Genomic DNA, 13,463 nt, shown 5'->3' on the forward strand with positions numbered 1-13,463 from the left:
CTTTTCAACTTCAAACCTAGCCTATCTGCTTGGCTGAGAAGGTCCAGCTTGTGATTTGCCGATAGGGTGCGCCCGGGCGCAAAATAATATCGGGGAAATGTGTCTGCGCCAATGAGCCCGGCCAGCTTTGTGCCTCGAGCGCAGGAGCGGCATAGGGCCCATAGGGTGCCCGGTGATGAGTTGGATAATCGCGCCCGTCAATTGTCCCTCCGTCGTAGAGTTGCAGCCCGCATTCGGTTGTGGCCATCTCCATGCAAACCCCCTCCCGCCCGGTCAACTTCGCAATCGGGCGCAGCGCGGCTTTGCTTGAGCTAAGACAGAGGTTGAGATCATAAAATTCGCTTGCATCGCCTGCCAAACTGCGTCCGGTGCTGAAATCATAGGGGCTGTCGTCCACGGGCAAAATACGTCCGGTGGGCATCAACTCAGCATCCGGCTCGCTGTAGTGATCGGCGGCAATCTGAAGCTTTTGCCCCCCATAGCCAGGCGTGGGGTCCAAGGACCAATAAGAATGATTGGCGGGGTTGAAAGGAGTGGGGGCATCGCTGGAGGCCGTGGCGGTCATACGCAGGCTGGCCCCCTCAATGTCATAGCGCAGCGTGATGTCGCGGTTGCCGGGAAAGCCGCCCAATCCATCGGATAAACTCAACGTTAGAACGACATAGTCGGGCCCATGTTCGGCGATGCTCCAAATCTGCCGATGCATGCCGGTGCTGCCGGAATGTTGGGTCAAATTGCCAGAATGGTGCTTTTCAAACGTATAGCGTTGTCCATCAATCTCGGCGGTGCAGCCTTTGATCCGATTGATGACCGGCCCCATGAAGGAGCCAAAGCTGCTCAATTTTCCCTCATAACCCGCCACATCTGGACTGCCGAGCGTGAGGGGCCAGGCCACGCCGGTCAGCCGAACATCATTGATCACCGCGCCGAGGGTCAGGATCGTGACGGTGAGCTGTTCAGAGCGCAGGGAAATTTTTTGAACCTCGCGCCCATCGGCCGTCTGCCCAAAGCTTGCGATTGGCATTATTTGGCCTCCCAATGCACAGCTGCGGCTGGCAGGGTTATATGTTGGTAGGCGACAGTGCGCGGGCCGTAGTTAAACCAAAATCTATGGCTGTCTGTTTCCCGCAGGCGCAGATCTGGCGGCAAATCCATCAGATCGAGCCCGGCTTGCTCTGCGAGCATCTCCAAAATCCGTCGCCAGCCGGCGGCATCTGGCCATCCTGCGATGTAAATCATCTGTCCGTTGCGCACAGCCGCGGGCGCGCCCTCCTCAAGGTGCAAGATCACGGTGTCTGTTGTCTCAAGAGCTTCGCGCCATTTTATAAAAGCCCCACCGCCGGCGAGGGTCATCGGCGCAAAAGGCGGCAGGCTTTCGACAAAGGTGACCTTTGTGGACAGGCCTGTAATATCAGGTCCAAGACCGTCCGGGATCGTCATCTCTTCGGTTTTGGACCCCGCCCGCGGCCCCGCCACAACCAGACCGCCCTGCAGGCTTTCTGGTACTGTCAAAAGGCCAGGGGCGAAGGTGATTTCATAGGCGCTGGGATCCACAGATTTGGGCACGACATCCACCGAGAGCCCTGCCCGCCGCAAAGCGCGGTAGCAGTCAAACACCAACTGGAAATAATCGAAATCTGCGCCTTGCGGCTGGCTTTCCCAAGCGTAGGCGCTGTCATAATCAAACACCAGTGCCACTGGGGCTTTTGCCGTGCCAACATCTGGCACCTCTGCCAGCTCCTTTGCGACCTGGGCTGCCTCAGCCAGGGCGGGGGCGGGGCTGCGGTCGGGCCGCAAAAGGCCTGCGTGCATTTGCTCTTGGGCGAATGGCGCTTGCCGCCAGCGGAAATAGCACACGGTTTCTGCGCCATGGGCAAAAGCCTCCCAAGCCCAAAGTCGCGGCATTCCGGGTAGGGGGGCGGGGTTCCATGGCGCCCAGTTGACCGGGCCGGGCTGTTGCTCCATCACCCACCAGCGCCCCGAGGAGGTGGCGCGGTAAAGATCATGGTGGAAGGCTTGAAAGTCTGGGTCACCTTGGCGCAAATAATGCGCCTGCGCGGTTTCATCAGCGCCAACGCGGTCCAGCAAAAACCCCATAGGGTAGCTATCCCAAGAGGATATATCCAAATCTGCGCCCAGGTCATAATGATCAAAGGCGGTGATGCGGCCCATGAAATTATGAATGATGGGACGATCAGAATATTTGCGAATTTCGTCACATTGCACGCGGTTGAACAATACCACTTGATCGGATGAGAACCTGCGAAAGGCCAAGACATGGCTGGGGTTTGGTTCGGTCACGGTTTGATTGGGCAGATCCAACTGGTCGAAACTGTCATATTCCATGGACCAAAACACATTCCCCCAAGCCGCATTGAGCGCTTGTGGGCTTTGATAGCGCTGGGCGCACCAGTCTTGGAAGGCGTGTTTGGCATGGGCAGAATAGCTAATGGCTGTATCGTGGCAATCATACTCATTGTCGGTCTGCCATGCAGCAATACTGGGGTGCGCGCCATAGCGTTCGGCCATGAGGCGCGTGATCCGCCGTGCTTCGTCTCGGTAGGCTGCGTGGCTAAAACAATAATGGCGCCGCGAGCCAAATTTGCGGACCTCGCCCGCGCTGTTGCGGGCCAGCATGTCTGGATATTTGTCGAGCATCCAGCGTGGCGGGGTGGCGGTGGGTGTGCCCAAAATAACCTTGAGCCCGGCAGTGCCCAAAGTCGCAATTGCGCGGTCCAGCCAGCCCCAGTCAAACTGCCCAGGCTGCGGCTCAAGCCGCGACCAAGCAAATTCGCCAACCCGCACCCAAGTGAGACCGGTTTCAACCATCTGCTGCGCATCAAGGGCCCAAATCTCTTCGGGCCAATGCTCTGGATAGTAACAAACTCCAAGGCTTCGTTTCATTGGGACCTCACAAAATGACTTGATGTTCGAGCTGTCCGACAGCGGCGACCTCGGCAGCGAAGGTTTGGCCATCATATGCCGTGAGCTCTGCCGGCGCGATGCCTTCTGTTGCGCTGGTGCAAAAAATTCGGCCGCTGGCTCCGGCAAAGGCGGGGCATGTGGCCTGTGCCGCGCCAATGTCCAGGGTCTCTAACAAAGCGCCTTGCGGGCTATAGCAGGCCAGGCGCCCGGCGCCCCATTGCGCGTTCCAAATATTGCCCTGCGCATCCACCACGGCACCGTCGGGGTTCTCGGCTGTTGCTGTCAAATCCACTGCCACACGCGCTGCGCTGCATGGCCAGCCATCTGCATCCAGATCGACCGCAAGAATTTGCCGGAGCGGGGTGTCGGTGAAATAGGCGGTCTGCCCATCTGGTGCAAAACATATGGCATTGGGAATGGTGATCTCAGGGAACAGCTGCACCAGATCACCGCGATAATATCGGTATATCGCGCCGGCCTTGGCCTCTGCTTTCTTGCCCATCGTGCCAATCCAAAACCCACCTTGCGGATCACAGCGCCCATCATTGGAACGTGTGATTGGATTGTCCGCTTCGAGGTCACAGAGTTTTGTTTGACTGTGATCGCTCAGGTGAAAGCGAAACAGCTGACTTTCAGAGGCGATGAGCAACTCATCGCGGCTGATCCATCCAGCCGCAGAGACAAATTCATCAAATTGCCACATGTCGGTTTTGCTGAGCAATTGATGGGCGTTGATGTCAAACCAGAACAGCTCGCCGCGCAAGGGATGCCAGAGCGGACCCTCGCCGAGGCTGCAGGGGCGGGTGTCAAAAACGCTTACCATGCAGCATCGAATGCGGCCACAATGGCGCGCGCCTTTTGTTTAACGCTCTGTGGCGTGTCGCCGGGTTTGTAAATGGCCGAGCCAAGGCCGAAGCCATCAGCGCTGGCGGCAATCCAATCGGCGAAATTATCTGGCTGAGCGCCGCCCACCGCATAGACCTGCGTCCCGGCTGGCAAAATAGCGCGCATCGCCTTTAGACCGCGCGGCTGTACCATGTCGCCGGGAAATAGTTTCAAGCCCGTTGCCCCCGCTTTGAGGGCTGTTAAGGCCTCACTTGGGGTAAAGATTCCGGGCCAACTTTCTAGACCAGCGGCGGTCGTGGCCCTTATGACCTCAACATCGCAATTTGGCGACACCACCAAACGGCCCCCGGCCTGATGCACCTGCGCGACCTCTTGCGGTGTCAGCACCGTTCCGGCACCAATCAAGGCCTGATCGTCATAGGCCTTCGCCAGAGCTTCGATACTGTCTAAGGGCGAGGGAGAGTTCAGCGGCACTTCGATTTTTTCAATACCCGCTTGCAAAATGGCATCGGCAACCGCCAAGACCTCCTCTGGCGTCACCCCGCGCAGAATGGCGATAATAGGACGGGTCATTGGGTTTCCTTCCAAGTGGCATAGGCTGCTTTGAGACCGGCGAGGGTCATTTGGCTGGCATCGGTGCGGGTTACCGGCACGTGCTGCGCTACAAGCGCGGCTGCATAGCCATCGCAGAGCTCTTGTGCGCCAATCATGGCAATGGATTGCCCAATCCAATAGGGTTTCGCAGCGGCCAATTCCGCGCCGACCAAGAGGCCAGATAGGCGCGCGCGGGCGGAGGCGGGGGGCAGATGATGGAGAAGATCCTGGGCCCTGATCCCAAATAGCCGCGCGGCTAAGGCTTCTGGACGCGACATGGCCTCGTCCACAGCTGTCAGGAAGGCGTCATCCTCCCAAGTCTCGCCGCTCACAGAATGGCGCAGAACCGAGGAGGTGGAGAGAAGGGCGAAAATCTCGCCGGTCATGAAGGTTTGAAAGCTCACGATCTCGCCCGCACTCATTTGCACCCATTTGGTATGGGTGCCAGGCAGGCAAATAACCCCATCCCATTTGGGATTCAGGCGCTGAAACCCGGCAATTTGCGTTTCTTCCCCGCGCATGACATCGGCAGGTTCGGATTGGCTGACACCGGCGATGATTTGCACATCTAGCCTCGGATCTCGGGTTGGAGCCGCCGTGAAGCGTGATTGCGGCTGGCAGGGGGTGGCCGCGTAGGGGGCTTCGGTCCAGCCTTGTTTGGCGCCGACCATGCCGCAGGCGATAACCGAGGTCGGCGTGTCTTCTGCAAGCCAAGTCTCGATCAGCCGCAACAGCGCCGGTTCAAACTCTTCTGAGGTCAATTGCCCCATGCCATCCGCGCTTGAGGCGCTGGCCAAATCCTGCCCATCATGGCTCATCGCCCAAGCCCGCAGTGTGCTTGTGCCCCAATCCACGGCGATCCAATCGGCTGCAATAGTCATCCTGTGGTGACCACGCCGCCATCTATGACCAAGGCTTGGCCGGTCATCATTTTCGAGGATTGAGAGGCCAGAAACAGGCATCCGCCAACGATATCCTCTGGCTCCAAAGTCTCTTTCAGGCATTGCCTTGCCACATGGGCCGCCAAACCTTCTTCTGTGACCCAGAGATCTTTTTGCTTTTGCGTCAGCACCCAGCCCGGTGCCAAGGCATTAACGCGAATTCGATCGGGTCCAAATTCGCGTGCGAGACTGCGGGTCATGCCGTTGATGGCCGAATTGCAGGCGGTGTAGATCGGATAGCCCGCATTTCCCATCATATAGCTGATCGAGCTGAAATTGATGATCGAGCCAAAGCCGGCCGCTTGCATCTGCGGCAGGGCCGTTTGGCAGGCAAAGAAGTAGGCCTTGAGATTGATTTGCACCATCCAATCCCAGAAGTCTTCAGTGACGTCCTGCGTTCTATGCCGCTCATCATTGGCCGCATTGTTGATCAGGCAGGTGATCGGACCATGCGCGTCTTTGGCCTGCGCCATGCTAGCTTTGAGCGCGCCGGTGTCGGTGATGTCACCTTGAATAAATAGCGGCGGGTTGCCGTATTTTTCAGCCAGATCATTGGCGAAAGCCGTGGCGTCGGATCTTCCGATAAAGGCCACCTTGGCGCCCTGGGCGACAAAGCCTTCAGTGATGGCCGCGCCGATGCCAGAGCCACCGCCGGTGATATAGACGGAGGCCTCTTTGAGATCGCTATACTGGGCGCTGGGCATGATGGGTCTCCTTGCGGCGGTCTTTGTGTCTTGTGAGAATAAAGTCAGAGTTTTCGGCCTTCAACAACCCATATTGAGCCAGGCATGGCATAGGGCAACTGCACCCCATGGGCCATCAACCAAGCTCCAGAGGCTTGCAGGTCTTGGGATTTGAGCAGGGGCGCCCCGCGTGATAGGCTCGTCGCCTCATTGCGGTTGCGCAGATGCAGCCTGTATTGGGCTTTCGGGTCAAGCTCGGTTAAGCAAAGCGGGCGGGGCAGAATGTGTTGCGCGCTGTCCAGTTGATTGGAAAACACCACAAAGCGCGACCCATCCGCTGCGCGCTGCATCTCTGCCAGAACCGAGGGATCGGCGGTATCCAAGCGTAGGATATCCGCTGTGGCCAGCCAGTCTCGGTTGTCTTTGTACCATTGGGTCACCTCGGTGAGGATCTGCGCCTCTTGCGCGTCCAGCTCGCGCGGGTCCATTTCAAAGCCCATATGCCTTTGTGCGGCGACCCAAGCGCGGTATCGCATGTCAAACACGCGGCCCGAGGTGTGACACAGGCGTGGACCAACGTGGCTGCCGGTTACGAGGGCGGGCAAAAACAACGCTGCGCCATGTTGAATGCGGCTGCGTTCGAGCGCGTCATTGCTGTCTGACAGCCAGACCCGCTGGCAGTGCTGCAATATGCCAAAATCAATGCGCCCGCCGCCAGAGGCGCAGCTTTCAATCTCCACATGGGGAAAAGCGGCGCGCAAGCGGGCCAAAAGCGCATAGGTGCCCTCGGTTTGGGTCACATCGGACAGGGGCAAGGTCCGGTTGTGATCCCATTTCAAATAGCCAATGTCATAGGTCTCAAGTATGGCGGAGATGCAGTCATACAGATAGGCTATGACCTCATCGCGCGCCATGTCGAGCACCAGTTGTTGGCGCCCAAGCAGTTGGTCTTTTTGCCCCAGAATCCAATCGGGATGGGCGCGATAGAGGTTGCTGTCGGGGTTCACCATTTCCGGCTCAACCCAAAGACCGAATTGCAGGCCCAGAGATGTGATATGATCGATCAGCGGATCCAAACCGCTCGGATATTTGCGCGGATCAATCTGCCAATCGCCAAGGGAGGAGTTGTCATCATCGCGGCGACCAAACCAGCCGTCATCGAGAACAAACCGCTCGGCACCCAGATCTTTGGCGCGGGTTGCGATGTCCTTTAGGCTGCTTAAGTCATGGTCAAAATAAATGGCTTCCCAGCAATTATAATGTACCGGACGCGGCAGGGAGGCTTTCGGGAAGGTTAGGATATGATCGCGCAGGTGCCTTTGAAAACCTGTCCCACAGCCATTGATCCCCCTGTCGGAAAACACAGCATAGAGTTTCGCAGTTTCAAAACTCTGGGCCGGGCCGTTGTGGCTGTCGCAGGCATGACCAAATTGGATTTGCCGGCGCCCATCGGGCAGCTCTTCGGCGATCATTTGATGCCCACCTGACCAGCCATAGTGAAACCCATAGGCCCGGCCGATTGTGTTGCGCGCGCCAATCTCGGGGAGGATGAGGCCGGGGAAATGTTCATGCCCGCTGCGGCCTGTGCGGCTCTCGCGCTTGTGAATGCCGGGGCGCCAAGGGATTGAGTGGGTTTGAAATTCGCCGATCCAACGCCCGGAAAAGCTCATCATGGAATCACTTAACTGTGGCGCGGGAAACACTGGGGCGGCCAGCCAATGCAGCATGAGCGGCTGCGTCGCCTCCAAGCGGCTCCAGCAGGTGAGTATGTTTGAGCTGGCTGTCAGTTCAAAATGCGCCTCATAGGTCAGGCCCAAATCTTTGTCTGCATAGGTGAGACATAGGCTGTGCTCTTTCGCCAGGTCCTTCACAAAGCGAAACTTTGGGCGCAGCACGCGCCCCTGCGCATCGCGGCACATGAGACCCGGTTGACCGGGAAAGGATTGGCTGGATTCGGGGCAGATGGACAGCTCTGGGTTCGCATCGAGCATACCGCCCGTGACATCCATTGTATGGGCAGCGGCGAGCGTGGCGCAATCGTCGGATGTGGGCAGGGGTGGCCCCCAATAGATGACCTGCGGCAGCCGCTCCTGCTGCGCCGCAAGAATGAAGGTTTGAAGGGGCCCATCTAAGCGCCAAAACTGTGACATAGCGTGCTCCTTGGCGGCTAGGGTATGGGTTACTTGACCGCGCCAAGGGTTAGGCCGGCAATGAAATGTTTCTGCATGAGGAAGAACATCAAGACAGGCGGCAGCGCTGCAACAATCGAGCCGGCGCTCATCAGGTGATACATGGCGCGAAACTGCGCGTTAAAGCTGGTGATCCCAGCGGTCACAGGCTGGGCATTTTCGCCCTGGGTCAGCACAATGGCCCAGAAATAATCATTCCAGATGAAGGTAAAGATCAAAACCGACAGCGCCGCAATCGCGGGTTTCATGAGCGGCAGGACCACAAACCAAAATATCCGCCATTCCGCGATCCCTTCAACCCGGGCCGCTTCGATCAGCTCATAGGGCAAGGCCTTGATGAAATTGCGCATAAAAAGAGTGCAAAATCCAGTTTGAAACGCGATGTGAAATAAGACGAGCCCGGTCTTGGTATTATACAACCCCATATCAAGGGTCAGGTCGCGCACGGGCACCATGAGGATTTGAAAGGGCACGAAATTGCCGGCAATGAACATGAAGAAGATCAGTAAATTGCCGCGGAATTTGTAAACGCCCAGTGCAAAGCCGGTCATACAGCTGAGCGCGACCGCTCCAATCACCGTTGGGATGGTGATGAAAAAGGAATTCATGATGTAGCGTGGCATTGCGGAGCCAAACACCATACCATAATTTTTGGTCATCTCAAAAGATGATGGCCAGCCCCAGTAATTGCCAATTAGAAAATCAGAGTCCGGGCGGATCGAGAACAACGCCACCGCTAGGAGCGGCGCCAGCCACAAAAGCATCGCGATTGGCAAGAGAACTTGGTATCCAATTTGCCAGGCGCGGTGAGATTTTTCGATAGGTTTGGGAAACATCAGCGAGGGCTCCAAAATGGATTGTTTCGGCTCATCGACTTGCGGCTTTCTCATCTTGATACATGCGCCAGAGGAAATACCCAATAAAAACCATCATGATCAAAAACAAAATGACGGCAATCGCGGCGCCATACCCCATTTTGAAACCATATTCAGAGAGCGATTTCTCGAACATGTAAAAGCTTAAAACGCGGGACGAGCCGAAGGGGCCGCCGTTGGTCATGATTGAGATCAGGTCAAATGAGCGCAGCGAGCCAATTACCGTAACTACAAAGGCAATGAAGGTCGCGGGGCGCAATTGCGGAAGAATGACATGCCAAAGCATACGCAGCCCCTTTGCCCCATCCAGCCGTGCAGCTTCGATTTGTTCAGGATCTACTGAGTTTAATCCGGTGAGATAGAGGATCATACAATAGGCTGTTTGAGGCCATATCCCAGCAGCGATAATGCCATAAGTCGAGAGTGTGGGATCCCCCAACACATTGATCGGCTCAAAGCCAATGAAACCAATAATGCCATTGAATAGCCCATATTGTGGATCATAAAACCAGGTAAACACCAGTCCCACAACAATTTGTGAGATCACAAAGGGGAAGAAGAATAGAGATTTATACAGGCGAATTCCGCGCACTGTTTGATTTAGAAATAGAGCAATGAACAAGCCAGCCGGAATGGCCGCGAGATAAAAGACCAGCCACTTCAGATTGTTCCAAAGCGATGTGTTAAAGGCTCGGTCGCGGGTGAGCAGTTTCTCAAAATTGGCCAGGCCAACATAATCAGCATGGGTGGCCAGCGTGCCCAGCCCATCCCATTTATACAGTGAGATCCGAAAGCTCTGGAAGATTGGGAAAATCACATAGACTACGAACATGATCAGCCCTGGCACCAAAAAAAGCCATGGCGTCACCGCAATTTCATTGCGTCTATACCAGCCCTGTTTGGCAAGAGGGGGGTGGGTTTGAGTTGTTGTGTCCATGCGGGCGCCTCCGCAGTTGTGAAGGTCAAAATCAGCACAGAGAAACGTCGCTTTGGCGCTTGTCACTGCTGATGGTGAGGTGGGATACACGGAGGTCCGTGCATCCCATGAGTAAAACACCGCTGGACCGGTGGGCCCAGCGATGGGTCTTAGTATACGTCCTGACGTACAGATTCCAAACGCTCTAGGATATCATCTAAGTTGTCTGGGAAAACCATGAACTCTTGCATCCCTTCCATGGCAGCTTGTGCCATTTCTGCGGGGAAGTCACGGTCAAAAAATTGGGCTACACCACCGGGGCTGTTGGAGGATAACATTTCAAAGCCCTGTTTAAGGAATTTATCATCGTCCACTGACGCTTCAGAGTTTATTGGAAGCTGACCTAAGTTAGCGCCATTGTTCATTTCTGTTTGAGCGTCTGCCGAAACAATATAGGCTAAGAAAGCGCGAGCATTATCCTTGTTTTTAGCCTTTGCTGCAATGTGGAAAGTATCGGTTGGCGCGTCCTCTGCCATAGCAATCCCAGGTGTGATAGCTGGAAACTGGTGGAAATCTAATTGGTCATCAGTTAACCCGCCATCCCTCATAGGGGCTACAGCAAAGTTGCCCATTAAGATTGCACCAGCTGACCCATCGATAATAAACGGCAACGACTCTTGCCAGGCTTTGTTTTGGTTGTCGTCAATGAATGCACCCATACGAATAAGTTTGCCCCAATTTTCGAATGTTTTGCGAACTCGTTGATCTGTCCATTCAATTTCACCGGCGGCCATTTGCATATGAAAATCAAAACCGTTTGTACGAAGATTAAGATAATCAAACCAACCTGCACCGGTCCATAGATATTTGTTACCGATGGTGTAGCACTTTCGGCCAGAGGCAAGCATTGCTTCACAGTTCGATAGCATTTCATCAAAGTTTGCCGGCTCGTTCAGGCCTAACTCTTCATAAATGTCTTTGCGGTAATAAATACCCCATTGATAGTAGGTGTAAGGAACGCCCCATTGTTTTCCATCAATTGTGAGTGCTCCTTTAGTAGAAGCCAACTCGTTGGCGATAGACGTGCCATCAGCCCACATGTCGGAGACATCTTCCAACAAACCAGCATTAACATACGGCTTCATTCGATTGGCTGCATACCAATTAAGAACGTCTGGGGCATCTGCCGACAAGAAATTGCGAATTTGCGTTTTATATGCCTCGCGATCAATAATATTAGTTGTAATGTTCAGTGCAGGATTGGCTGACTGAAATTTTGCAATCAATGCTTCCATGGTCGCGCGGGGCGCCGGGTTCGACGTATCGAGATTGATCTTTAGGTTGCCAGTCAATTCTGCAGATGCAGGCCCAGCCAGTGCAACGAGTGTTGCGAGCGACACAGCTGTCGCTTTCAAAATGGAACGCATGGTATTCTCCCTAGTGTTTCCGCGTTTTTGTTTCAAATAATGATACTCGGTTTTACATATTGATATTTTAATCGTGACTCGCATATGCTTGTCAACAAATTCGTCGGCGTTGGCGTCAGAAAATCTTCCTGGCCCGGCTTTGATTTTCAAATTAAGTGAATTGGGCAAATATTGGGACTGATACTATAAATGTATGACGCACCGCATTCAGATGGAACGGTTGGCAAGGCGATGCAGGTCTTGGACCAAGTGGCGTCTTTTGAACGTCCGGTGCGGTTTTCTGAGTTATTGGCCAGTAGCCCCTTTCCAAAGCCGACGCTTTATAGGTTTGTGCAAACCCTAACCAATCAGGGGATGCTGGCCTTTGATGCTGAACGCCAAACCTATTCCATGGGTCTTCGGCTGGTACGTTTGGCGCACGCGGCTTGGCGGCACAGCTCCCTTGCCTCCGTCGCCCGCCCATTTATTGAGGCTTTGGCGGAGGAGATCGGTGAGGCGATTCACTTGGCGCAAATCGACAATGGCCATGTTCTATTTGTTGACAAATACAAAGCGACTGACAAATTTGATACTTTGGCGCAGGCTGGAAAAATAGCGCCGGGATATTGCACAGGTGTCGGGAAAGTGATCTTGGCATTCATGCCGGAGCGCGCACAAAAACGCGCTTTGGAAGAACAATCTTTTGTTGCTTATACCCCCAATACTCACCGAAATCAGAAAACTTTAGCGGCGGAATTGTTGACCATCCGTGAAGCGCGGGTGGCCTATGACCGCGAAGAGCACGAACTTGGAATAATTTCCATAGCCTGCCCGATTTTGACCGGGCAGGAGCAAGTTGTTGGCGCTTTGTCCATTGCCACCTCCACCAACCGATATGGCATTGATGAATTGAATAAACATTGGCCCGCTTTGCGTGACACCGCAAATTCCATTGGGGCCCATGCAGAATTATGGCAGGTTCCGGTATGGAGCTGACCGATTGGGAGACGAGATAAATGTCTGGTGTAACTCTATCTAATATCACCAAAAAATATGGCGAAAGTCAGGTCATACATGGGATTGATCTTGAGATCAAAGATGGTGAGTTTTGTGTTTTTGTCGGCCCGTCTGGCTGCGGGAAATCCACTTTGCTGCGGATGGTGGCTGGGCTCGAGGACACCACGGGCGGCGCCATTTCTATTGGCACACGCGATGTCACCCGCGAAGACCCAGCGCGGCGTGGCGTGGCGATGGTATTCCAAACCTATGCGCTCTATCCGCATATGACCGTGCAGGAAAATATGGGGTTTGGCCTGCGCATGAATGGCCATCCAAAGCATGAGATTGCGCAAAAAGTCGCCGAAGCCAGCCGGATTTTGAAACTTGATGATTACCTCAAGCGAAAGCCCGCGGCGCTCTCGGGCGGGCAGCGGCAGCGCGTATCGATCGGCCGGGCCATCGTGCGCGGGCCAGAGGTATTTCTGTTCGATGAACCTTTGTCGAATCTCGACGCAGAACTGCGGGTTGAGATGCGTGTGGAGATCGCAAGACTGCATAAGGAAATCGGCGCCACCATGATCTATGTCACTCATGATCAGGTTGAGGCCATGACACTTGCGGATAAGATCGTCGTTCTGCGGGGCGGGGTGATTGAACAGGTCGGCGCACCAATGGATCTTTACCGTAATCCGGACAATAAATTTGTGGCCGGGTTCATCGGCAGTCCGGCAATGAATTTCCTTTCAGCTGTGGTGAAAGATGGTCTGGTGGATGTGCCTGGCTTGGAGACCTCGGTGGATCTGCCCGTCACCCTGCCGGCTGAGGGGACGGCGGTTGAAATTGGTCTGCGTCCTGAGCATTTGACCCTTGATCCCAAGGGCACCACTCATCGCATCGAGATGACCGAAAGCCTTGGTGGCGTCTCCTACGCCTATTTGAAGGGGGCCTCCGGCGAGAAAATTGTTGTGGAAGAGCGCGGTGAAATCCGCTCAACGGAGGGCGATACTGTGGGGCTAATACTTGACGCTGCCTCTGCCCGTCTGTTCGATGCGGCCAGTGAAACCCGCATTCGATAGGGCGCGCCGCGTT

General features: G+C 55.0%; 12 protein-coding genes. 2 read left to right on the forward strand and 10 right to left on the reverse strand.

The genetic code is table 11. The annotated features are described in order from the left end of the window. Positions 1–16: 16 nt before the first annotated feature. From RCA23_RS00690 to RCA23_RS00735, 10 genes are all read right to left on the reverse strand, one after another. A complete protein-coding gene (locus RCA23_RS00690) occupies positions 17–1,024 on the reverse strand; it encodes an aldose epimerase family protein (RefSeq protein WP_044048595.1) in 1,008 nt (335 codons plus the stop codon). Beyond that, positions 1,024–2,904: a beta-galactosidase gene (locus RCA23_RS00695; RefSeq protein WP_044048598.1), complete on the reverse strand. Its 1,881-nt coding sequence runs from the start codon at positions 2,902–2,904 to the stop codon at positions 1,024–1,026. The genes RCA23_RS00690 and RCA23_RS00695 overlap by 1 nt, the downstream gene beginning before the upstream one ends. Positions 2,905–2,911: 7 nt before the next feature. Continuing rightward, a complete protein-coding gene (locus RCA23_RS00700; protein WP_044048600.1) occupies positions 2,912–3,748 on the reverse strand; it encodes an SMP-30/gluconolactonase/LRE family protein in 837 nt (278 codons plus the stop codon). Next, a complete protein-coding gene (locus RCA23_RS00705) occupies positions 3,742–4,344 on the reverse strand; it encodes a 2-dehydro-3-deoxy-6-phosphogalactonate aldolase (RefSeq protein ID WP_044048603.1) in 603 nt (200 codons plus the stop codon). The genes RCA23_RS00700 and RCA23_RS00705 overlap by 7 nt, the downstream gene beginning before the upstream one ends. Next, positions 4,341–5,246 (reverse strand): 2-dehydro-3-deoxygalactonokinase, encoded by a 906-nt coding sequence (locus RCA23_RS00710; RefSeq protein WP_044048605.1) that lies wholly within the window; start codon positions 5,244–5,246, stop codon positions 4,341–4,343. The genes RCA23_RS00705 and RCA23_RS00710 overlap by 4 nt, the downstream gene beginning before the upstream one ends. Continuing rightward, complete coding sequence (locus tag RCA23_RS00715; RefSeq protein ID WP_044048607.1) at positions 5,243–6,010, reverse strand: SDR family NAD(P)-dependent oxidoreductase; 768 nt, start codon at positions 6,008–6,010, stop codon at positions 5,243–5,245. The genes RCA23_RS00710 and RCA23_RS00715 overlap by 4 nt, the downstream gene beginning before the upstream one ends. A gap of 44 nt (positions 6,011–6,054) precedes the next feature. Continuing rightward, complete coding sequence (locus tag RCA23_RS00720; RefSeq protein ID WP_044048610.1) at positions 6,055–8,139, reverse strand: alpha-galactosidase; 2,085 nt, start codon at positions 8,137–8,139, stop codon at positions 6,055–6,057. A gap of 29 nt (positions 8,140–8,168) precedes the next feature. After that, on the reverse strand, positions 8,169–9,014 hold the full coding sequence (locus tag RCA23_RS00725; RefSeq protein WP_044051152.1) for an ABC transporter permease subunit: 846 nt from the start codon (positions 9,012–9,014) through the stop codon (positions 8,169–8,171). A gap of 31 nt (positions 9,015–9,045) precedes the next feature. Beyond that, the gene (locus RCA23_RS00730; protein WP_044048612.1) at positions 9,046–9,990 is read right to left on the reverse strand and encodes an ABC transporter permease subunit; all 945 of its coding nucleotides are present in this window, start codon (positions 9,988–9,990) and stop codon (positions 9,046–9,048) included. Positions 9,991–10,139: 149 nt separating this feature from the next. After that, positions 10,140–11,396 carry an extracellular solute-binding protein gene (locus tag RCA23_RS00735; protein WP_044048614.1) on the reverse strand — a complete coding sequence of 419 codons (1,257 nt, stop codon included), beginning with the start codon at positions 11,394–11,396 and terminating at the stop codon, positions 10,140–10,142. Positions 11,397–11,585: 189 nt separating this feature from the next. Here RCA23_RS00735 and RCA23_RS00740 point away from each other — a divergent pair, with 189 nt between their 5' ends. After that, positions 11,586–12,371 carry an IclR family transcriptional regulator gene (locus tag RCA23_RS00740; protein WP_044048616.1) on the forward strand — a complete coding sequence of 262 codons (786 nt, stop codon included), beginning with the start codon at positions 11,586–11,588 and terminating at the stop codon, positions 12,369–12,371. A gap of 20 nt (positions 12,372–12,391) precedes the next feature. Beyond that, entirely contained in the window at positions 12,392–13,450 is a 1,059-nt protein-coding gene (locus RCA23_RS00745) for an ABC transporter ATP-binding protein (RefSeq protein WP_044048617.1), read from the forward strand. Positions 13,451–13,463: the final 13 nt, after the last annotated feature.

This window comes from Planktomarina temperata RCA23 (genome assembly GCF_000738435.1).
Lineage (GTDB): Bacteria > Pseudomonadota > Alphaproteobacteria > Rhodobacterales > Rhodobacteraceae > Planktomarina > Planktomarina temperata.

Bases quoted from the DNA above. Each gene is read 5' to 3' on its own strand.
- RCA23_RS00695 (WP_044048598.1), bottom strand. From the start codon at position 2,904: ATGAAACGAAGCCTTGGAGTTTGTTACTATCCAGAGCATTGGCCCGAA.
- RCA23_RS00720 (WP_044048610.1), bottom strand. From the start codon at position 8,139: ATGTCACAGTTTTGGCGCTTAGATGGGCCCCTTCAAACCTTCATTCTT.
- RCA23_RS00705 (WP_044048603.1), bottom strand. From the start codon at position 4,344: ATGACCCGTCCTATTATCGCCATTCTGCGCGGGGTGACGCCAGAGGAG.
- RCA23_RS00715 (WP_044048607.1), bottom strand. From the start codon at position 6,010: ATGCCCAGCGCCCAGTATAGCGATCTCAAAGAGGCCTCCGTCTATATC.
- RCA23_RS00730 (WP_044048612.1), bottom strand. From the start codon at position 9,990: ATGGACACAACAACTCAAACCCACCCCCCTCTTGCCAAACAGGGCTGG.
- RCA23_RS00735 (WP_044048614.1), bottom strand. From the start codon at position 11,396: ATGCGTTCCATTTTGAAAGCGACAGCTGTGTCGCTCGCAACACTCGTT.
- RCA23_RS00740 (WP_044048616.1), top strand. From the start codon at position 11,586: ATGTATGACGCACCGCATTCAGATGGAACGGTTGGCAAGGCGATGCAG.
- RCA23_RS00710 (WP_044048605.1), bottom strand. From the start codon at position 5,246: ATGACTATTGCAGCCGATTGGATCGCCGTGGATTGGGGCACAAGCACA.
- RCA23_RS00725 (WP_044051152.1), bottom strand. From the start codon at position 9,014: ATGTTTCCCAAACCTATCGAAAAATCTCACCGCGCCTGGCAAATTGGA.
- RCA23_RS00690 (WP_044048595.1), bottom strand. From the start codon at position 1,024: ATGCCAATCGCAAGCTTTGGGCAGACGGCCGATGGGCGCGAGGTTCAA.
- RCA23_RS00745 (WP_044048617.1), top strand. From the start codon at position 12,392: ATGTCTGGTGTAACTCTATCTAATATCACCAAAAAATATGGCGAAAGT.
- RCA23_RS00700 (WP_044048600.1), bottom strand. From the start codon at position 3,748: ATGGTAAGCGTTTTTGACACCCGCCCCTGCAGCCTCGGCGAGGGTCCG.